Origin of the sequence: Novosphingobium sp. ERW19, from assembly GCF_012641315.1 — a bacterium.
Taxonomy (GTDB): domain Bacteria; phylum Pseudomonadota; class Alphaproteobacteria; order Sphingomonadales; family Sphingomonadaceae; genus Novosphingobium.
In genome coordinates this window covers 142,998-162,300 of sequence record NZ_JABAIC010000008.1, presented here as the reverse complement: position 1 = coordinate 162,300, position 19,303 = coordinate 142,998, and the positions used below count along the sequence as shown (strand labels likewise).

Genomic DNA, 19,303 nt, shown 5'->3' with positions numbered 1-19,303 from the left:
AGGTCAGGTCCTCCTCTCAGGAAAACCCGACACATAGCGGCCACCACGACCATCACAGGCACCCGGCAAAGAGTGCCTCCGGTGTGTCGGGATCGACTACGGGCTACGCTCTCCGCCGATCCCGACACACCGGATTCTCGTCCTGATTGTCGCGCGACAGGTCGCTGCAGTCTGGGAATCAAGCGGTGTCAGGCGCTTTGAACCAGGTCAGCCGGCCGCCCGCAGCCTTTGAGGCGGCTTCTGGAGTGCTAACAGACTTTGAACCTCAGCGCCTGGGACCGGGCGGCTGATCAAGTAGCCCTGGATCATGTCACACCCTTCCAGGCGTAGCGCCTCGAGCAGTTCGGGCGTCTCTACACCTTCGGCTAGCGTCACCATGCCCAGAGCATCAGCCAGGGTCGTGATCGCGCGGACGATGGCGTTGGCGCTGCCGCCTTCACTCATGGCGCGAACGAAGCTCTGATCGATCTTGATCTTGTCGAACGGGAAGGAGCGCAGATAACTGAGCGAGGAGTAGCCCGTGCCAAAATCGTCGAGTGCCACCCGCACGCCCAACGCCTGCAAGGAATGAAGAATCTTCAAGGTCTTGTCGACATCGCCGATAAACACGCTTTCGGTGATCTCAAGTTCGAGCCGCGAAGCAGGCAAGCCTGACTGGGCCAAGGCCTGGGCGACGCAGGTCACAAGCCCCTCCGAGGACAATTGCCGCGGCGAGATGTTGACGGCAACAGAAGCATCTCCAGGCCACTTGGCAGCCTGTCGGCAGGCTTCGCGAATGGCCCATTCGCCCATCTGCACGATCAATCCCGTTTCCTCGGCAATCGGGATGAACTGAACAGGACTGATCATCCCCTGTTCTGCGTGTGGCCAGCGCATCAGCGCCTCGAAACCCTTGATCCGGTTTTCGGAGATCGAGAAAAGGGGCTGGAAATGGAGCTCGAAATCACCTTGGCCAACCGCACTGCGCAGATCGACTTCCATGCGGCGCCGGCGGCTGGCCTCGGCATCAAGATCGGGTTCGAAGAAGTGGCAGGAGCCTTTGCCTTCGCTTCTGGCGCGTGACAGTGCGAGTTCAGCAGCAGTCATCAATGCATTGGCGCTGGCGCCATCCTGCGGGCCTACGGCGATACCGACGCAGGCCGATATCTCAAGGTTGCGATCGCTGGCAAAGGTACGACCGAGCACCATTTCAAGCGATCGAGCGATGGAGTTGCAGTCTTCTGCCGGCTCAAGTCCGCCAAGCAAGACCCCAAACTCGTCGCTGCCAAAGCGCGCAACCATCGCATCGGGGAAGCGGTCGCGAAGCGTGAACGCCAGCGAGCGCAGGATTTCGTCGCCAACGGGATGGCCCATCGTATCGTTAATGGCCTTGAAATCGTCGACGTCGATGAAGGCGATGAAATTCCTGTGGCGCTCGTTCTGGCGCGTGACGGCGCGATCCAGCTCTTCAATGAAGAACCGGCGGTTGGGCAGACCGGTAAGAGAGTCGTGGAGCGATGCATGAAGCACCTGCTGCTCGCGCTCCTCGACGGCGTCGACCATCGCGTTGAAACTGTCGGCCAGGGAGCGGATCTCGATAACCCCTTCAGCCTTGACCTTGGCCACTGTGCCGCGTCCATAGGCGCGGGTTGCTTCAGCCAGGGACTGGAGTGGCCGGGCAAGCCCTCGGGAAAGACGGATGGAGGCCCACGCCCCGGCCAGCACGCCAACCAGGCTGATCAATACCAGAATGAGACGCAAACGGCTGTATTGCGCCAGTGACTTGTCGAGCGAGTGCGCGAGAACCAGTCGAGGCTGCAAGGCGTTCTGCAGGCTCGCAATCGCCGAGATCTGCACCAGCAGCTGACCGCCATCTCCATCGATGGTCCTGATCTCGCCCAAGCCGACCGAGGCCAGGCTTCCTGCCAGTTGCGAGCGATCCAATATGCTGGCCTGAACCTCGGCCGCGGACAGGCGGGCAAGCTGCTTCATGTCCTCGGGCCCGAGCCGGTTGACCAGAACGAGCCATCCAGCAAGGTCGGGCATCTCGATCGGTACCGCCGCAGCAAGAGCGTGCGTCCCATCAAGGATGACAACTCCGCGATCCTGTCCTTGCTCAAGCCGGTCCAGCATGGCTGCACCATCGATTGCATTTGCGCCATCGGATGCAATCACGCTGCCATCAAGGTGTACGATGACCACTGCACTGACCCTTGCACGGTCGCGCAGGGTCTCGATCGCTGACGTCAACGTCGGGGCATCGCCTGTGGCATAGGCTTCCCTGAAGCCGAAATCACGCGCCACCACCTCGCCTGCATCGGCCATCTGCCCCTGCCGCGTTGCGATGATCTGGTCAAAAACGCGTGCGTTTGCAGAAAGTTCGCGTTCTGCAGCCTGCCTGGCGAACATGGTAATGCCCGAACTGGCGACAGCAAGGGTCGCGACCATGACACAGGCGAGAAGCAGGACGTAAAGCAGTGCGATCCTGCCGCCCAGCGTTCTTGCCCGACGCCCGGCACTGGCCATCGCGAGCCGGGTCAGACGCCTCAGGACGGCCTTCACGCTCACGATCATTTGGCCGGCCCGGGACGGACAGCAATGGCGATGTGCGCGCGATTGCCCGGCTCCATGACAAGCTTGCCGCGCCACTCGCCACCAGCCGCGCGCATGCCTGGATGCCACACGATCACGTCGTAGGAACCACGGCCGAGTCCCTCGATCGTTGCTAGTCCGTTTACATCCGTGCGCGCGGCATAAGGGGAGTCGGTTACGCGGATGTAGCCACGCATCTGGTCGTGGATGTTGCACCCCAGCGCGATCGTGCCCGCCACCTTGAACTGCTGCGTGCGCGTCTGATCCTGGCCATACAATTCGATCTTGAACGGACCCGGCCTGGAAAAGCTGTAGATCGAATGGCGCACGTTGTCCAAGTTGGGAAATGCCACCGTCGCGCCGCGAGGCACGATCAGCGTGCCCGGAGTGAAAGCGAGATTTCTCTGCGCCATGGCATTGCGCCAGCGGAAGGTCGCAATGCGCTTGTCACCCGGCGGAGGCACCACCTCGACCACCGCATCGCGCACCGGCATGCCCGCCTGATCCACGACCTGCACCTGGACAATCGGCGGCGGCGCTGCCGAAAGCAGAAGGGGCAAGATGGCTATCCACGACAAGCGGGCAGCGAACGTCGTCCGCGGGGCTTGGGGGCGGTGCTTCGGCAGGTCCTGCATGGAAGCGGCTTGCCAGAAAGTTCCTAATACAATCAGAATCTTTCGGCTTGCAGTATTCAGGATTTCCCAACGTCTCTCGGTTAACGCAGTTCGCAAGACTGGCGATGACGGTGAGATCTCCCCTATGTGCAACAAGGCATCCAAGGCATTTGCAGCACGCCCCGGCTGGCGGACAACCTGGCCGGGCGCTGCCGCCGGCATCCTGTTCTGCTCCATGCTCCTCGCAGCACCAGCAGCCCATGCCGACCCCCTGCTGGACGGCGGCAAACTGGTGCTGACCAACGGGATTTCCTCCATCGAAGGCTCGAGCGGCGGCGGCCTTGCCAGCTGGGCTACGATCGGCGGCATGGAAACTGACCGCGGTATTGGCATATCGGCTCATGTCACGGAAATCGAACTTGCCGACTATGGTTGGCAGAGCCATGGCGCCTCCATTGGCATCAAGGACAGGGTTGAACTGGCCTATGCTCGCCAGAACTTCGACACGAGAAAGGTCGGCGCGGCATTGGGGCTGGGCGAGGGTTACAAGTTCAATCAGGATATCTTCAGCGCCAAGGTCCGGCTCATCGGCGATCTCGTCTACGGTCCGCCGCTGCTGCCACAGATCAGTATCGGCTTGCAGCACAAGCGCAGCCTTGATGCCGCCATCGTCAAGGCAGTAGGCGCCTCATCGCCGAATGGCACCGACTTCACCGTAAGTGCCACCAAGCTCTTCCTGCAGCAGAGCGTGCTGGTCAACGCTACCGCGCGGCTGACCAATGCCAACCAGTTCGGCCTGCTTGGCTTCGGAGGGCCGGATCAGCGTGCGCGTTCGCTGCAGTTCGAAGGTTCGGTTGCCTATATGCTGACACCTCGCCTCGTCATCGGCGGTGAATACCGGACTCGTCCAAGCAATCTCGCGATCGCGCGGGAGGATGATGCTCATGACCTGTTTGTTGCGTGGGCCTTCGTCCGCAATGCTACCATTACTGCCGCCTATGCCAACGTCGGCTCCATCGCCACGTTCGACGGCCAGCGCGGCGGCCTCGTCTCGCTCCAGTTCGCATTCTGAAGGATATCCCATGACACTTGCTCTCGCTCTTGCGCTGCTTGCAGCACAACCTGTCAGCGCCGAGCCGCAAGGTGCAGTGATCCAGCAGGAGGATCCTGCCGCGGTCGACTGGGAAAAGGAGTTCGGGGTCGAGAAGAAAGTCCGTGATCCGGTTACAGGCGAGCTTCCAGTCGATCCCTACCCGCAATCGCCGGCCAATGCTGGTGCAACGCCCTTCTCGGGAGACACTCTGGCCAAGGCGTTTGGCGGCAAGGCCGGCATTCGCAGGTTGGTCGACAGGTTCGTGGACCTGAACACCACCGATCCACGTATCGCTCCGATCTTCAAGAACCACGATATGGTCCGTTTGCGGCGCACCCTGTTCGAGCAGTTCTGCTATCTCCTTGATGCTGGCTGCACATATACCGGCCGAGACATGAAGTCCTCGCACAAGAATCTGGGCACGACGCGCGCCGACCTCAATGCCCTGGTCGAGAACCTGCAGCGTGCAATGCGTGAAAACGATGTACCGTTCCGCGCGCAGAACCGGCTGCTTTCCAAGCTCGCGCCAATGGACAAGGACATCGTCGAACGCTGAGCGGTCGCAGGCTCTGCCCGTCAGGGTTTCGGAACATGAGCCCCCGTGGGCCGCCGATCACCCTGGGGGCAAGCCAAGGTTCTGACGCCTCTGCCCGAATGCGCTTCTCATCCGGTCTATCAGCTAGCGTATCTGCGCTTCGCTGGGCTGCGAGCTGCGCAGCCCCGTTTCCAGCGCTCGTGCAAGGGCCGCCACACCGGACGCCTCAAGACCTTGCTTGAGCTCATTCTCAGGTGCGCGGCCAGCACCACAGCATCGGGACTTTCCTCGATGCAAGTCGGGCGAACCGCGCGATAAAAAGTGGGGGCCGTAGCCCCCACCTTATTTGGTGCAATCAGGTTGCTTGTTAACAACCAGACCTGCAATTTCTGAAGGCAAATGCTATCATCGCACTTGCTGCCGTCAAGATCGCACTTAAAAGTTTGCGCGCTGCAGGTTAGGAATTCTGGATGGCAACGCGTCTTGGCCTGGACATTGGCACCAACAGCATAGGCTGGTGCCTTTTCAATATCGATGGACAGGGAAAGCCGGTCGGCTTGCGTGACATTGGTGTCCGAATATTCTCCGACGGTCGTGATCCCAGGTCAGGGGCTTCGCTTGCGGTTGACCGGCGCGATGCACGGGCGAAGCGACGGCGGCGCGATCGCTATGTTCGGCGTCGGTCCGCTCTGCTGGACGCCTTGATCAACACTGGCCTTATGCCTGCTGACGTTCAGGAAGCCAAAGCCCTGACCGGGTGCGATCCTTATGTTCTGCGCGCGCAAGCGTTGGACAGAGCGCTGGATGCCCACCTTCTCGGTCGAGTGCTCTTCCATCTGAACCAGCGGCGAGGCTTCAAATCGAACCGCAAGGCTGAGCGCAAAGCGGGGGGTGGCGAGGAGGGTGGCAAGATCGCGGAGGGTGCAAAGGCGCTCGATCTGGCGATGCATGAAGCAGGCGCGCGCACCTATGGGGAGTTTCTGGCTAACAGGGATGCAAGACGCGTGCGGTTGCGCGCCGAAGGAGATGGCTTTGATTTTTACCCCGAACGCCGCCATCTGGAAGCTGAGTTCGATGCGATCTGGGCCGCACAGGCCGCATGCAATCCCGCGTTGCTGACCGATGCTGTCCGCGACCGGTTGCGGCGCATCATCTTTTTCCAGCGACCATTGAAGGCACCCAAGGTCGGTGGCTGCGCCTTCTTCAACGAAGAGCCACGTCTGCCCAAGGCCCACCCGCTGTTCCAGGAACGGCGGGTGTATGAAGAGGTCAATCAGCTTGAAATCACCAGAGCGGGAGCACCATCCCGAAAGCTGACGCTCGACCAGCGCGACAAGATCATCCTCAAGCTCAAGTCGGCGAAGACGGTGACTTTCTCGGGCCTGGCGAAACTGCTGCAGCTCGCTGATGGTGAGAGCTTCGACAAGGCTACCGAAAACCGCACAGGTCTTGTCGGCGATGAGATCTTTACCGCATTCAGTGACAAGAAATGCTTTGGCGATCGTTGGGCACATTTCGATCCCGGCGCTCAATGGTCAATCATCGACACGGTGGCAGAGGAGGAAGACCCGGTGCGCCTGCGCGACTGGTTGATGGCAACGCACGGTGTCACTGTGGATCAGGCCGAAGCAATTGGGCGTGTGCGCCTGCCAGAAGGCCATGGGCGCCTCGGCGAAACGGCCAGCCGATTGATTCTCGCCCAACTCAAGTCGGGGTCGAAAGATGGACATCCGCTGACATACAGCGAAGCAGTGGAAGCCGCGCTCGGAAAGTCGCGCAGCGATTTGCGCACCGGGGAGATACAAGACCAGCTGCCTTACTACGGTGAAATCCTCACAAGGGAGATTCCGCCCGGCTCGCTCGATCCGAACGACGATGACGAAATACGCTGGGGCAAGATCACAAATCCCACGGTTCATATCGGCCTGAACCAGCTTCGCCGCCTGATGAATGCCATTATCAAGGCGCATGGCCGCCCCGATGAGATCGTTGTCGAACTGGCACGCGAACTTAAGCTCAATGAGAAAAAAAAGGCCGAACGCAACAGGCGCATCGGCGCGAACACTCGCGCTACTGAGGCCAGGTCGAAAAAACTGCTCGAAAGCGGACAGCCTGATACCGGGGCGAACCGGGCGCTCCTGAAATTGTGGGAAGACCTCAGTCCGAACAATCCGCTCGACCGGTGCTGCCCGTTTTGCGGACATCACATCGAGCAAATGGCATTGTTCTCAGGCGAAACCGAGATCGAACACATCATTCCGTTCTCGCGTTGCCTCGACGATAGCGCCGCAAACAAGGTTGTCGCGCATCGCAGCTGCAAGCAGGAGAAGGGCAACAAGACGCCTTGGGAAGCCTGGGGACACACTGAACGCTGGGCGATCATCGCCGAGCAAGTGTTACGGCTCCATAAGTCAAAGCAATGGCGTTTCGCGCTCGACGCGATGGAGCGCCTTGGTCAGCAGGGCGACTTTATCGCGCGCCAACTGACCGACACGCAATATCTGTCGCGGATGGTAGGGACCTATCTTTCGAGCCTTTATCCCGACACTGCCGGGGTTCATGTCATCCCCGGTCACATGACCGCGATGCTGCGACGGCTATGGGATTTGAACGAGCTGCTGCCCGATCATAATTACGTCGAGAATCCCCATAGCGGTGCACCAAAAAATCGTTTGGATCATCGTCACCATGCAATTGATGCCGCTGTTGTCGGGGTCACGACACGCAGCCTGCTCAAGGACATTTCGAAGGCGGCAGAACGCGCCGAGCGTCAGGATCTCGACCAGCTTTTCATCGATCTACCAACGCCTTGGGAAACATTCCGCGAAGACCTGCATGAGTCTCTGGCGCGCGTCGTTGTCAGTCACAAGGCTGAGCATGGCCGCAAGGGCGTTCCGGCAAAGGGCAAGGATGTCACCGCTGCACGGCTGCATAACGACACTGCCTACGGACTGACCGGCCTCGCCAGCGACAGCGGCTTGCCGATTGTCGTCCACCGCGTGCCTTTGCTCAGCCTCAAACCGGATGACCTCTCCAATCCCATCCGCATCCCCGACGCTGCTTTGCAGCGGGCACTGCGCGAGGCCACTGATGGCAAATCGGGTAAGGATTTTCAGGCGGCATTGGCCGGGTTTTCAAGATCAGATCCTGTGTTCAAGGGCATACGGCATGTAAGAGTGCGCGAAGCCTTGAAGGTCATCCCGATCCGTGACGCATCGGGCCATGCTTTCAAAGCCTACAAGGGCGATGCCAACGCGCGATATGACGTGTGGCGGATGCCGGACGGGAAATGGATATCACGCTGGAAGGACAGGGACGGTGCATCTCGTTCGAGCATTGTATCCATGTTTGAAGCGCACCAGACCGGCCAGCCTGCACAGCGCCCACACCCAGCGGCGAAGAGAGTTTTGAGTTTGCGCCAGAACGACTTGGTAGCGGTCGAGCCGCAAGGCCAGCCGCGCAAGATCATGCGGGTCGTGAAATTTTCCAGTGGGGGAGAGATTACCTTCGCCGAGCATCAGGAAGCAGGGCCATTGAAAGCGCGACACACGACTTCGCCCGATATTGATCCTTTCAAATATTTCTATTCATCTGCTGGCGGTCTGCAGAAGGCCAGCGCCCGGCAGATTCGTATCGACGAACTTGGGCGCATCTTCGATCCCGGGCCGCGTTAACCTCACTATCGATGAGACCCGCCGTGTCGTGGCCCTCGCCGAACGCGGCGCAACTATGGTCCCTTGCGCTGCCAATCAAAGTCGTCGTCATATCGCCGATTGATGGGCATCATGCCCAGGCAGCGAGGATGCGGGCGCAATGGGATGCGGCTCGCCCGCTATCCAAACAGCTTTGGCAGGGCACCATTGTCGCCAGGATGACAACGCCGGCGTCCTTGCTGGCGGCGTGAGGCAGGGCAGAAGCCAATGCACTCATGCTGATGGCGCGGCGCGTCCGCTCCGGCGACCCTGACAATCTGCAGGCGCAGGCCGCGCAAGAATATCGGCCCGCTCAGATGGGCGCTGACTTCCGCCGCGAATCGCACGCCGACAGTGCCAATGCCCTGGTGAACTGTGGCGACACCGTCATGCTATCCGGCGCATCCAGGCCGATCATCGGGGCCGGGCTGCTACCTGCACTTGGCGCCCACCATCAATCTGCTTCACGGGCTGATCGGGCATGATTTGCGTCTGGGCGGGACGATCTCACCTGTGTCTGTGGCGACCCAACGTCTCGCTCAAGCGCCTGCCAGGCGTTTCGAAGATCGCAAATCGGTACTGGCTATGTTCGATCCGCCTGATGCCCATGACTGGGCGTCGCTTGCGCAGTGGGTCGGGCAACGAAAAAATCCGAAGCAGTTCGCCACGATCTGGATTCTTTGCATTTCAGCTATGACAGATGGGGCTGTTTCCAGTCACTAGTCAACTGGTCAGCCACCCATCTGTCATGGCATTTCAGAAATCGCGGCCCAGCTGCAACAACAGCCTAAGCGTCATGCGAGTGACGGTAGTATAGCATTCCAGCAATCCCGGTCCAGCGGCAACGCGATCCTTGACCCGAATACGAGGAGTGGGGGCGGCGGGTATCCAACCCGTCCCAAAGCTTGGCTCTCGGGGCAATGAGCTCACTTGGGCTGGATGTAACAATTCACCCGAAGCGGGGACAGCTGGGCGCTCAAATCGAAGCCGGGCGTTGCGCAGCCGACCAGAGCCAGCGTCTTTGTCTCGATGAGCGGGGCTGTTCGGAAGGCGCTGTCGCCCTTGGCCGAAGCCGCCATCGCACGCCGCCATCCATCGCCTGGCCTCGTTCATCAATCGGACCGCGGATCGCAATATGCAGCTTCCGCCTAGCGAGAGATCCTCGCCGCAACCAGCATCGTCGGCTCGATGAGCCGGCGGGGAAATCCGTACGACACTGCAAAGGCCGAGAGCTTCATGAAGACGTTCAAAGTCGAGGCGGTATGCCCGATAGCCTTCGAGACCTATGCTGACGGAGCAACTCTGCTTCCGCCATTCATCGAAGACGTCTACAATCGCCGCCGGCTACATTTGGCGCTGGGATATCTCAGCCAGTTCCTGGTCGATGACTGTGACCAGGAACTGGCGAATGACCTTTGGCGTGAATGCCGAGGGTGCGTTGATCGATCTGGATTTGGAGGACTATCATGGCGCTTGGGATGCACCCGTCTCCGACTGTCCGTGTTGGCAATTGGCTAAAGACGGAAATCGTGGAGCGTGCCGGGGTGAACGTGATGACCTTGGCACAGCACTTTGGCGTCTCGCGGCAGGCATTGAGTACGCTGCTCAATGGCAACGCAAGCCTTTCTGCCGATATGGCGATCCGGTTTGAAAAGGCCTTTGGCGTCAGGGCTGATACGTTGCTGCGGATGCAGACTGCCTACGAACTCGCGCAAGCCCGCGAGCATGAAGGCGACATCAAGGTTCGCAGATTCGCGAACGCGGCCTGACGCCGCCAATGGCGACATTCGCGGGTGCTGATCATTCTTCCTGAACCTGCCGTTCGTTCATGCCAAAGATTTCCGGCTCACCGTGCAAAGCGATGGGCCGGAAACCTGATCAAACTTCGGTTCGCTCCGATAGCGTCAAAGCATCATCGACATCACGTCAGGAACGGGATGCTGTCACCCGTCGAGTTCGAACGGCAGCAGATTTTGAAAGCGCAAGGCGTCCAGAAAGCCAGGGGCTATTCAATCCTCTTCATCGAAACCTACGATCCGCGTAATGATCACCTGCCCAGATTGCGATCGAAAAAGCGGAGCATTACATCGTAGGCCTCATGTGATTCCGGGATGTCGGGATTGTAGAAAAAGCCGTGGAATAGCCCCTCCCAGATGTGAAGATCTGCCTTGACGCCAAGAGCAGTGAGCCGCGAGTGCGTTTTTACGGCCGAGCTGAGTTCGAAGCCTCGCGTGCCGGAGATGATCAGAGTTGGCGGAAAGCGGCGTAGGGTTTCGTCTGATGAGCCCGGGGAAACCAGAGGGTCGTTGGGATCGCTTCCCTTGAAGTATGGCAATGCCGTCCACGGTAATTCGTCATTGATGGGCCACGATGGAGCAGCCCTTGCATCGCCGATTGCGGCGGTCATGAAATCAGCATCGCCGCCGAAGCCAAAAGCAGACGTTGTGAGACCTGCACAGAATACGCCGACTGCCCCTGGACGAGGAAGACCATGCTTCTGGAACCAGGCCGTTGCCATTCCTGTCAACATGCCACCCGCCGAGCAGCCATAGATGCCGATGTTGCGCGCCGGATAGGACTTCAGCAACTCGCGATAGACCGCGGCCACGTCTTCGCTTGCTGCCGGAAACACGTGCTCTGGGCCCTGTCGGTAATCGACCGATACGACGCGGACCTTGCCAAGCGCGGCAATTGGAATGGATTCGAGCTCCGCGCAGCCGGGGAAGCACCCCATGAAGCCACCTCCATGCAGATTGATGAGCACGCGCCTGCGATTCTGGCGGGCAATCCCGTCACTTGGGACATAATCAAGAACGTGGACGCCAGCGATCTGACGTTCGGTCATGGTATGGCCGAAAGTCTCTTTCGCCTTTGTCAGATAACCCTTCATGAACACGGGCACGCCCGCAATCTGCTTGACCTTTTCGGGATCCTGCATGTCCTTGAGGTGCTCGGCCATGTAGGCCTTGGCCTCGGGGCTCAGCATCGAGGAAACGGGGACTGCCATCGCCGGAACGTGGACGGTGCCATCGCTTTCGACCTTGATGGCAGGCGGCGGCGTGGGTTGTGCGCTTGCTGTTGTGCCAAGGCCGGAAAGCACTGCCAAAGTCAGGTAAAACGCCACCAATCGCTTGAGTGCAGCCATCGTCGTATCCTCTTTCGGCCGTCGGGTGCAGGCCGATTTTTCATTATGGCTTGCGTAATCGATTGCATTATCATCTGCAAGGTGTAAGAAATCGATTACGCAACTGCCAAGACTCCATCAGAGAGCATGGCTGGGAGACATGACACGTGAGCTTGACCCGCCGGACATTCGCAACGTCAGCCTTGGCATCTGCAGCCATGCCAGTCCTGTTGCAGGCGCGTTCCGGCCCGAGACCTCCTGCGATCGCCAAGGCAAGCGTCGACCCGATGGCGCTGCTCGATCCCGAATTGCGCGAAGGGGCAAGGTTGATACTGTCACGCCCGCTGCCTGATCCCCTTGATCACGCAGCGATCGTGGGAATGCGCAAGGCTGCGCCGCCAGCACCTGATGTGCTGCCAGCGCCTGCGCCCGCGGTCGAACTTCGCTTGATTGAGGGCGCGCCAGGCCACCCGCCCGTCAAAGTGGCGGTAATCGGCGCGGGCAGAAAAGCAGCTTTGCGCCCGGCCGTCCTTCACATTCACGGCGGCGGCTTCATCGTCGGCCGGATGGAGGATACTATCCCGGCATCGCAGCAACTCGCCAAGGAGTTCGACTGCGTGGTGGTCGAGGTTGACTATCGCCTGTCCCCCGAGACCCGCTTTCCCGGACCGCTCGAGGATTGTTGCGCCGCATTGACCTGGCTTCATGCCAATGCCGATGTTTTGGGCGTCGATCGCACGCGAATTGCGGTTAAAGGCGAAAGCGCTGGAGGTGGGCTCGCCGCCATGGTGGCGCTGGCGGCGCGGGACCGCCGCAGCGTGCCACTGTGCTGCCAGATCCTGATCTATCCGATGCTCGACGACCGGACCGGATCGACGCGGCGGGTGCCGCCGTTCATCGGCACCATCGGCTGGAACGAGGCTGGCAACGTGGTCGGCTGGAGCAGCCTGCTTGGCCAGCCTGCCGGCCAACCAACCATTCCTGCCGGAAGTGTTCCAGCGCGGGCCCCCGATCTTGCAGGATTGCCGCGCACCTTTATCGGTGTGGGGTCGATTGATCTCTTCGTGGACGAAGACATCGCCTATGCTGGCCGTCTGGTGCAGGCCGGGATTCCGACCGAACTCCTGGTTATGCCCGGCGCTTTCCACGGCTTCGATTTCGTGGTGCCCGAATCTGGCGCTTCGCAAGCATTCACCGCTGCGTGGAAGCGCACCCTGCGCGCAGCTTTCGCCATCCGGCCGCCTGTCTGACAGCTACGAACCATGAGGCAGGTAGTCCCGCCACCGTTTTACCGACAATTGCGTAATCGATTGCTCACGCAAAAACCAACAATGGGAGGATTAGCATGAAAATCTATCGAAAGACGGCAGTTCTGCTCAACGCCCTGATTGCCTCAGCGGCGCTTGGTCTGGTGATGTCGGCCCCGGCCCTTGCCCAGAACGCGCCGCAGGATGCATCAGGCGAGGCAACCAGCGAACCTGCCAATCCGGGCGAGATCGTGGTCACTGCCCTCAAGTCCGGCTCGGTCCGCCTCGACAAGGTGCCGCTGGCAATCCAGGCCTTCAACGGTGACGTGCTGAAGCAGCGCAACGTGCGCGACGGGGCTGATCTGATCCAGCTGATCCCCGGCGCATCGCAGGCGCAGGAGATCGGCGCGGGCTATCGCATCTTCTCGTTCCGCGGATCAGGCGCGGGCGGGCCAATCGGCGATGGCCTGATCGGCTACTACCTTGACGATACGCCCTTCGGCGTGCCCAACAACCAGGCCGCGCCGCCAGTGCAGTACTTCGATATTGACCGGGTGGAAGTCCTGCGCGGACCGCAGGGCACGCTCTACGGCCTCGGTTCGTCCGCAGGCACGATCATCTACCATACCAAGAACCCGGATCTCGATCGCGCGACTTACGCCGGCGAACTCGAGCTTTCCAAGACGGCCGAGGCCAGCGATCCCAACTATCGTGGTGCGGCGGCAATCTCCCTGCCCTTGGTACCAGGCAAGCTCGGTCTGCGCGTGAGCGGCGGGTACGATCGCCGCGCGGGCGTAGCCGACATCTATTCGGGCGCACCCACCGGCACCCCGCGCGAGAAGGACGCCAACCACGTAACCTCGAAGGACATTCAGGCCGTGCTGCTGTGGAAGCCGGATGAACTGACTTCGGTGCGTACGCGCTTCTGGTATTTCGCCACCGACCAGAAGTACCTCAATGTCATCAACTCGCTCGATCCGCCGTTCGCGGCATTCCAGGGCGATGTTGTGGGCTTCGACAAGCGCCGTGCGTGGTACGCATCCAACACCATCGAGCGCGAGTTCGGCGGGGTGACGCTGACCAATGCAACGTCCTACCAGAAGTCCCTGCCGGGTGGTTTTCAGGTCGGCCTCAACCTTGGCGCACCGCTGGGAACGGGCGTTCTGATAAACGGCGGCGACGCCCGCAATTTCGTGAACGAACTACGTCTTGCCACCAACGACGGCGGGCCGTTCAAGGGGGTAGCCGGCGTGTTCTACCAGAACGCCCGCAGCCTCTACACCTTCAGCCTGACCTTCCCGGCGTTCGGCCTCAACGGGCAGACTATTACCAAGACCGAGAACGCAGCTGTCTTCTCCGAGGCGAGCTACGAGCTGTTCGACGGCAAGGTCGTCCCGCTGGTGGGCCTGCGCTACTTCAAGGACCGGCGCGAGGCGGATTCCATCTCGAACGGCGTCCGTGTGCAGAGCAAGGCCCGGCCCGACGCGCTGACCTGGCGCGCCAACCTTGCGATCAACCCCAGCCCTGACTGGATGCTGTTCTTCAATGCCGGGACGGGCTTCCGCAGCGGCATCCTGCAATCGCAGGCGCAGGCCGATGCGGTGATTGCCGATGGCGTGCCGAGTGATATCTCGCTGACGCCGGACAAACTGCGCAACCTTGAAGTGGGGATGAAGGGCTCGCTTTTCAGCGGTGACCTGCGCGTCGCTGTCAGCCTCTACGACATCAAGTACACGAACATCCAGAGCGCCTTCAACACCTCGATCGGCCTTGCTGCCTTTGCCAATCTGGGCGACGGCAAGGCGCAGGGGATCGACATGGAGCTAACCTGGCGCACCCCGCTCAAGGGCTTCACCCTCAACGCCATCGGCAACGTCAACAATTCCAAGTTCACCCGCGTCCGCCCGGCCTTTGCCGGCGCAGATCCGCGTATTTCGAACGGTCTGCGCCTGCTCAACACGCCGACGCACAACTTCCGTCTGGATGCGAGCTATGAGCAGCCGATCGGCAATGCCACGCTCTTCGCCACCAGCTCGGCCACGTTCATCGGTCGCTCGCGGCTTGGCGATGCTACGGTAAACGAGATCAATCCTTACGAGCTTTATCAGGCGAGCATCGGCGTGCGGTTCGATCGCTACGAAGTGCGCCTGTTCGGCGATAACCTGTCCGATCTTCGCGGCCCGACTTCTGCCAATGGCCCGACCCTGCTGGCAGGGCCTCGCCCGCGCACGATCGGGGTGACTTTCCGCCTCAACACCAATTGACGCGGCGCCCGGCGATGCCTGTTCCCCTCCACCCACAGGTATCGCCTGGAAACCCAAGGAGCTGAGCCATGCAGAGGCGGGATCTCATCCGTGCTGCATCCATGGCCGGTGCGGTTGGTCTGGCACCATCGATGACATTGTCTGCGCAGGAGAATGTCGTGCTGCCCGCCGACGCTGATATTGATACCGGTCTGGACATTACCACGGCAATGACCACTGCCGGTCCGGTCCGAGGCTACCGGCAGGGCGGGGTGAAGATGTTCAAGGGTGTGCCCTATGGCGCGCCCACGGGCGGGGCCGGTCGTTTCCGCCCGCCGCGCCCACCCCGGGCGTGGGCAGAGGTTCGCTCGTGCCTGCACTATGGCCCGATCGCGCCCCAGGACAAGGGCACCGGCCGCTTCCAAGACGAGGAAGCCTTCATCTTCCGCTGGAACGATGCAGTGGAGGACGAGGACTGCCTGCGGCTCAACGTCTGGACCCCGGCGCTCGACGACGCGCCCCGTCCGGTCCTCGTCTGGCTGCATGGCGGCGGCTTCGCGGCGGGATCTGGTCACGACATCCCCGCCTTCGACGGCGCGAACCTTGCCGCGACCGGCGAGGCCGTGGTGGTCACGCTGAACCACCGGCTCAACCTGCTCGGCTTTCTCGACCTGTCGGAATGGGGGGAGGAGCATGCCGCATCAGCCAATCTCGGAATGCTCGACATCGTCGCGGCCTTGCGCTGGGTGCGCGACAATATCGCCCGGTTCGGCGGTGACCCAACGCGCGTAACCATCTTCGGCCAGTCAGGCGGTGGCGCGAAAGTAACGGCATTGATGGCGATGCCGGAGGCGAAGGGGCTTTATCATCGCGCTATGGTGTTGAGCGGCTCTTTCGCGATGTTCAACACCCCTGATAAAGCGCGCAGGCTCTCGGTCCTGGTGCTCGAGGAACTCGGCATTGCCCGGGGCGACATGCCATCCTTGCAGGCGCTGCCCTATGTGCGGCTGCGCGCTGCGGCAGAGCGGGTGTTGGCGCGGATCAATCCGACATTCGACGGTTTCGTCGACGTGCGTCAGATACCGGACATGCTGAACTTCGCGCCCACGCTCGACGGGAAGATTCTGCTGCCAGATCCCCGCCATCCAAACCATGCCGCCAGCGACCCGCAGGTTCCGCTGATCATCGGCTCCACGCTCAACGAGTTCGTTACCGGGATCAACGATCCTGCCGCATTCGCCATGACTGACGACGAATTGCGGCGCAAGGTGGCGCGGTTCGTGCCCGCAAATGCAGAAGCTGCAATCGCTGCCCTTCGCGCAACAGGACCGCAGGACAAGCCATTTGCACTGTGGTCGCGGATGGCCACGGCGCCGATCCGCCAGGCCGTGATCGATCAGGCGCGGCGCAGGCTGCAAACCGGCTCTGCGCCGACGTGGCTGTTCTGGTTCACGTGGCAGTGTCCGGTGTTGGATGGGCGGCCGATGGCCTTTCATTGCCTCGACATCCCGTTCTGGTTCGGTAACGCCCGGACTTGTGCCTCGATGACCGGCGGCGGCAGGGAAGCAGTGGCGCTTTCGGGCAGTATGGTCAGGGCTCTGCTGGCATTTGCCGCCAATGGTGTGCCAAAGGCCCCGGACCTCCCGGCGTGGCGCGCGGTTTCGGGTGTTGACATGGCCTCGCTGCAGTTGGCCAGCAGCCCGGTCATGGTCGGTGAGGTCGATGCTGCTGAACGAGCGGTCCTTGCATGAATGCGCGCTTGCTGTTTGCCTCACGCGGCACTGTGTGTAGGTGTTTGCAACCGCGTGCAAAGCGCGTCAGGCAGCGATAATCGAAGAGAGTATGGTCAGCGTCAAGAACCTCAAGGAATTTGCCGAATTGGCGGGCGTATCGACTGCCACTGCATCGCGGGCGCTGACAGGTTCCGGGCGCGTAAGCGACGATACGCGCAGGCGCATCGCCGCCTTGGCCGAGAAGCTCGGCTATCAACCCAACATCGCCGCGCGCAACCTGCGCACGCAACGGACGATGACGATTGGCGTGCTGGTTCCTCTGGGGCACGAGGCGCTGCAGCACCTTTCGGACCCGTTCTTCAACACGATGACCGGCTTTCTGGCCGATGCCTTTGCCGAACACGGCTACGATATGCTGCTGTCGCGCGTGCTGCCGGGCAACGAACGCTGGATGGATCGGTTCATCGGCAGCGGGCGGGTCGACGGCATTGTCGTTGTCGGCCAGTCAGACCAGTTTCACGTCATCGAGACGGTTTCGCGACGCTATGAACCTATGGTGGTCTGGGGCGGCTATTCGCCAGGGCAGCACCACTGCTCGATCGGTTCCGACAATCGCCTCGGTGGCAGGCTGGCGGCGACGCACCTGATCGAGCGGGGCTGCCAACGGATTGCCTATGCCGGCCCGGTCGAAGGATCGGAATTCGGGGAACGCGTGGATGGTGCCCGGCGGGCGCTGCTCGAAGCCGGCATGGCGCCCCTGCTCGAACTGCCGACCCACTTCGAACCCGATGCCGCTTATGCAGACGTTCGGGAGAAACTGGGCGAACTGGCCGACATGCCCGACGGGATCGTCGCCGGGTCGGACGTGACGGCAATCAGCGTGATCCGCGCCCTGCGCGATCTCGGCCAGCGGGTGCCGGACGATGTCCGCGTGATCGGCTATGACGGACTGCCCATCGGCGAGCATATGAGCCCGCCGCTGACCACGATAGACCAGCAGCTTCGCCACGGCGCAGAGCTGTTGACGCAGACGCTGCTGCGCCGGATCGGCGGCGAGGAAACCCAATCCAGCCAGATCGAACCGCACGTCATCGTGCGCGGATCGACCTAGAGCCCGGCCCGGACCACGCGAGATGTCGCGCCATCGAGCGCGATGCGAAAGAATGGCGCCGGGTGTCCGGCAAACCCTGTACGGCGCTGTACAGCCGTCGTGATCGCCGCCGGGGCCGCGACGCCTGGAAAATCGGCGAAACCGATGACCTGCAGGTCGTTCATCACCCACCAGCTGTATTCCTGCGCGGGGGCCTGCTCGGGGTTCCCGGCAACCAGTCCGCTGCCGTTGAGCAGGGTGTACGGCCCCAGCGGCCCCTCTGCGACCGCGCCGTAGAGCCCGGTCGGCCCGGAAGGCCCGCCAGCGGCAAAGACCTTCCGCTGGGTCGACCAGAACAGGTAATAGCGGCCATCGACAACCCGCATGTGCGGGCGCTCAAGCTCGTTGTTGAGGCCTGCCGCGCTCAGCACCGGCGGCAACAGGCGCCACCCCGAAGCGGCGGCACCGTCGGCCTCGGCTACGCCGATAACGCCGGTCCACCGCGATGACGAGCGGGCACATGAGCCGGTCAGGAACAGGAATGTCCGGCCGCTTGCCGGATCACGAAAAAAGCCCGGATCGCGAAAGCCGATGATCTCGCCACCGGTACCGGTGATCTGGTTGGCGACCATGTAGTCGCCGCCGTCTGCCACCACCGATTCAACCGGGGCGGACCAGTCCGACAGAATGAAGCTGCCTTCGGACGCTTGGAACCGGCAGCGCGCCTCGAACAGACGCTGCTCGAGCGTGACCGCCACCGAACCGCGTCGACCGGCCGCCGTGAAGTAGACCGTCAGGCGTTCGCGCGCGTCGTCAAGAACGGCTGAGCCGGACCATTCGCGATCCCCGGGCGTGAAGCCATCGGGAAACACCGGTTGATGCAACGTCCATTGTCCGTTGCGCTCGCTGGCCAGATGAATACGGGCGATGGCATGGCGGGCATCGGGATCCGGTTGGGCGGGAGCCGTCAGCACCATCCACAAGGCCGCGCCATCGAAGCGCGGCAGGCTGCCGTCCGCCTGTTCGACCGGCCACATGTCCCACAGATCGAAGCCGGCTATGTGGGCATCCGGCATCGGCAGGAAGGCGGGGATGGTGTTCGCCTCGGACATGATCAGTCCGGCAAGGTCGGCACGAGACCACGTCGTCTGCGCAGCGCCGGGGACCGGGGCAACACGTTTGCCAGTCTCGGAAACGGTGATTGCCATCCTGCGCTCATCCTCCTGCCGGATCACACGTCCGAGTACGGCGCGTAATCGATAACACATCTGTCCAATTGCCCGTTCCAGCTGCAGGGATCCTTTGCAGAGGAAACGACGGATACGTGCCAGCAAGCTTGGCCATGATCACGAGCGAACCGC

General features: G+C 61.6%; 14 protein-coding genes. 9 read left to right on the top strand and 5 right to left on the bottom strand.

Translation table 11 applies throughout. The annotated features are described in order from the left end of the window. Positions 1–207: 207 nt before the first annotated feature. Together HGI46_RS15920 and HGI46_RS15915 are read right to left on the bottom strand one after the other, a co-directional pair. Positions 208–2,541, bottom strand: a complete 2,334-nt coding sequence (locus tag HGI46_RS15920) for an EAL domain-containing protein (protein ID WP_168905046.1) — start codon at positions 2,539–2,541, stop codon at positions 208–210. A gap of 8 nt (positions 2,542–2,549) precedes the next feature. Continuing rightward, positions 2,550–3,131, bottom strand: a complete 582-nt coding sequence (locus HGI46_RS15915; RefSeq protein WP_206065770.1) for a methylamine utilization protein — start codon at positions 3,129–3,131, stop codon at positions 2,550–2,552. 289 nt (positions 3,132–3,420) lie between these two features. Between HGI46_RS15915 and HGI46_RS15910 the strand changes: the two genes are divergently transcribed. From HGI46_RS15910 to HGI46_RS21925, 4 genes are all read left to right on the top strand, one after another. Then, positions 3,421–4,257, top strand: coding sequence for a DUF3034 family protein (locus HGI46_RS15910; RefSeq protein WP_168905089.1), 837 nt, complete (start codon positions 3,421–3,423; stop codon positions 4,255–4,257). 10 nt (positions 4,258–4,267) lie between these two features. Then, positions 4,268–4,834, top strand: a complete 567-nt coding sequence (locus tag HGI46_RS15905; protein ID WP_118075612.1) for a group 1 truncated hemoglobin — start codon at positions 4,268–4,270, stop codon at positions 4,832–4,834. Positions 4,835–5,283: 449 nt separating this feature from the next. Then, positions 5,284–8,487, top strand: coding sequence for a type II CRISPR RNA-guided endonuclease Cas9 (gene cas9, locus HGI46_RS15900; protein WP_168905045.1), 3,204 nt, complete (start codon positions 5,284–5,286; stop codon positions 8,485–8,487). Positions 8,488–8,741: 254 nt separating this feature from the next. Continuing rightward, positions 8,742–8,990 (top strand): hypothetical protein, encoded by a 249-nt coding sequence (locus HGI46_RS21925; RefSeq protein WP_118075614.1) that lies wholly within the window; start codon positions 8,742–8,744, stop codon positions 8,988–8,990. Positions 8,991–9,431: 441 nt separating this feature from the next. Here the strand turns inward: HGI46_RS21925 and HGI46_RS21920 are convergent, their stop codons facing one another. Then, on the bottom strand, positions 9,432–9,584 hold the full coding sequence (locus tag HGI46_RS21920) for a hypothetical protein (RefSeq protein WP_162896294.1): 153 nt from the start codon (positions 9,582–9,584) through the stop codon (positions 9,432–9,434). A 387-nt stretch (positions 9,585–9,971) separates the two neighbouring features. On the opposite strand from HGI46_RS21920, the gene HGI46_RS15885 reads away from it, so the two are divergent. Then, positions 9,972–10,274, top strand: coding sequence for a HigA family addiction module antitoxin (locus HGI46_RS15885; RefSeq protein ID WP_168905043.1), 303 nt, complete (start codon positions 9,972–9,974; stop codon positions 10,272–10,274). 278 nt (positions 10,275–10,552) lie between these two features. Here HGI46_RS15885 and HGI46_RS15880 read toward each other — a convergent pair whose 3' ends face one another. Beyond that, on the bottom strand, positions 10,553–11,464 hold the full coding sequence (locus HGI46_RS15880) for an alpha/beta hydrolase (RefSeq protein WP_240946821.1): 912 nt from the start codon (positions 11,462–11,464) through the stop codon (positions 10,553–10,555). A gap of 383 nt (positions 11,465–11,847) precedes the next feature. Here HGI46_RS15880 and HGI46_RS15875 point away from each other — a divergent pair, with 383 nt between their 5' ends. From HGI46_RS15875 to HGI46_RS15860, 4 genes are all read left to right on the top strand, one after another. After that, positions 11,848–12,879: an alpha/beta hydrolase gene (locus HGI46_RS15875; RefSeq protein ID WP_168905088.1), complete on the top strand. Its 1,032-nt coding sequence runs from the start codon at positions 11,848–11,850 to the stop codon at positions 12,877–12,879. A gap of 95 nt (positions 12,880–12,974) precedes the next feature. Continuing rightward, positions 12,975–15,140: a TonB-dependent receptor gene (locus tag HGI46_RS15870; protein WP_168905041.1), complete on the top strand. Its 2,166-nt coding sequence runs from the start codon at positions 12,975–12,977 to the stop codon at positions 15,138–15,140. 68 nt (positions 15,141–15,208) lie between these two features. After that, positions 15,209–16,870 carry a carboxylesterase family protein gene (locus tag HGI46_RS15865; protein ID WP_168905040.1) on the top strand — a complete coding sequence of 554 codons (1,662 nt, stop codon included), beginning with the start codon at positions 15,209–15,211 and terminating at the stop codon, positions 16,868–16,870. 91 nt (positions 16,871–16,961) lie between these two features. Then, positions 16,962–17,963, top strand: a complete 1,002-nt coding sequence (locus HGI46_RS15860) for a LacI family DNA-binding transcriptional regulator (RefSeq protein ID WP_168905039.1) — start codon at positions 16,962–16,964, stop codon at positions 17,961–17,963. On the opposite strand, the gene HGI46_RS15855 is transcribed toward HGI46_RS15860, so the two are convergent. Further along, positions 17,960–19,150, bottom strand: coding sequence for a glycoside hydrolase family 68 protein (locus tag HGI46_RS15855; protein ID WP_168905038.1), 1,191 nt, complete (start codon positions 19,148–19,150; stop codon positions 17,960–17,962). The two genes, HGI46_RS15860 and HGI46_RS15855, sit on opposite strands and share 4 nt — an antisense overlap. Positions 19,151–19,303 lie beyond the last annotated feature (153 nt).

Excerpts from the sequence above, each read along its gene's own strand:
- HGI46_RS15910 (WP_168905089.1), top strand. The coding sequence starts at position 3,421 with ATGCTCCTCGCAGCACCAGCAGCCCATGCCGACCCCCTGCTGGACGGC.
- HGI46_RS15905 (WP_118075612.1), top strand. The coding sequence starts at position 4,268 with ATGACACTTGCTCTCGCTCTTGCGCTGCTTGCAGCACAACCTGTCAGC.
- cas9 (WP_168905045.1), top strand. The coding sequence starts at position 5,284 with ATGGCAACGCGTCTTGGCCTGGACATTGGCACCAACAGCATAGGCTGG.
- HGI46_RS21925 (WP_118075614.1), top strand. The coding sequence starts at position 8,742 with ATGCTGATGGCGCGGCGCGTCCGCTCCGGCGACCCTGACAATCTGCAG.
- HGI46_RS21920 (WP_162896294.1), bottom strand. The coding sequence starts at position 9,584 with ATGGCGGCTTCGGCCAAGGGCGACAGCGCCTTCCGAACAGCCCCGCTC.
- HGI46_RS15885 (WP_168905043.1), top strand. The coding sequence starts at position 9,972 with ATGGCGCTTGGGATGCACCCGTCTCCGACTGTCCGTGTTGGCAATTGG.
- HGI46_RS15880 (WP_240946821.1), bottom strand. The coding sequence starts at position 11,464 with ATGGCCGAGCACCTCAAGGACATGCAGGATCCCGAAAAGGTCAAGCAG.
- HGI46_RS15875 (WP_168905088.1), top strand. The coding sequence starts at position 11,848 with ATGCCAGTCCTGTTGCAGGCGCGTTCCGGCCCGAGACCTCCTGCGATC.
- HGI46_RS15870 (WP_168905041.1), top strand. The coding sequence starts at position 12,975 with ATGAAAATCTATCGAAAGACGGCAGTTCTGCTCAACGCCCTGATTGCC.
- HGI46_RS15865 (WP_168905040.1), top strand. The coding sequence starts at position 15,209 with ATGCAGAGGCGGGATCTCATCCGTGCTGCATCCATGGCCGGTGCGGTT.
- HGI46_RS15860 (WP_168905039.1), top strand. The coding sequence starts at position 16,962 with ATGGTCAGCGTCAAGAACCTCAAGGAATTTGCCGAATTGGCGGGCGTA.
- HGI46_RS15855 (WP_168905038.1), bottom strand. The coding sequence starts at position 19,150 with ATGGCAATCACCGTTTCCGAGACTGGCAAACGTGTTGCCCCGGTCCCC.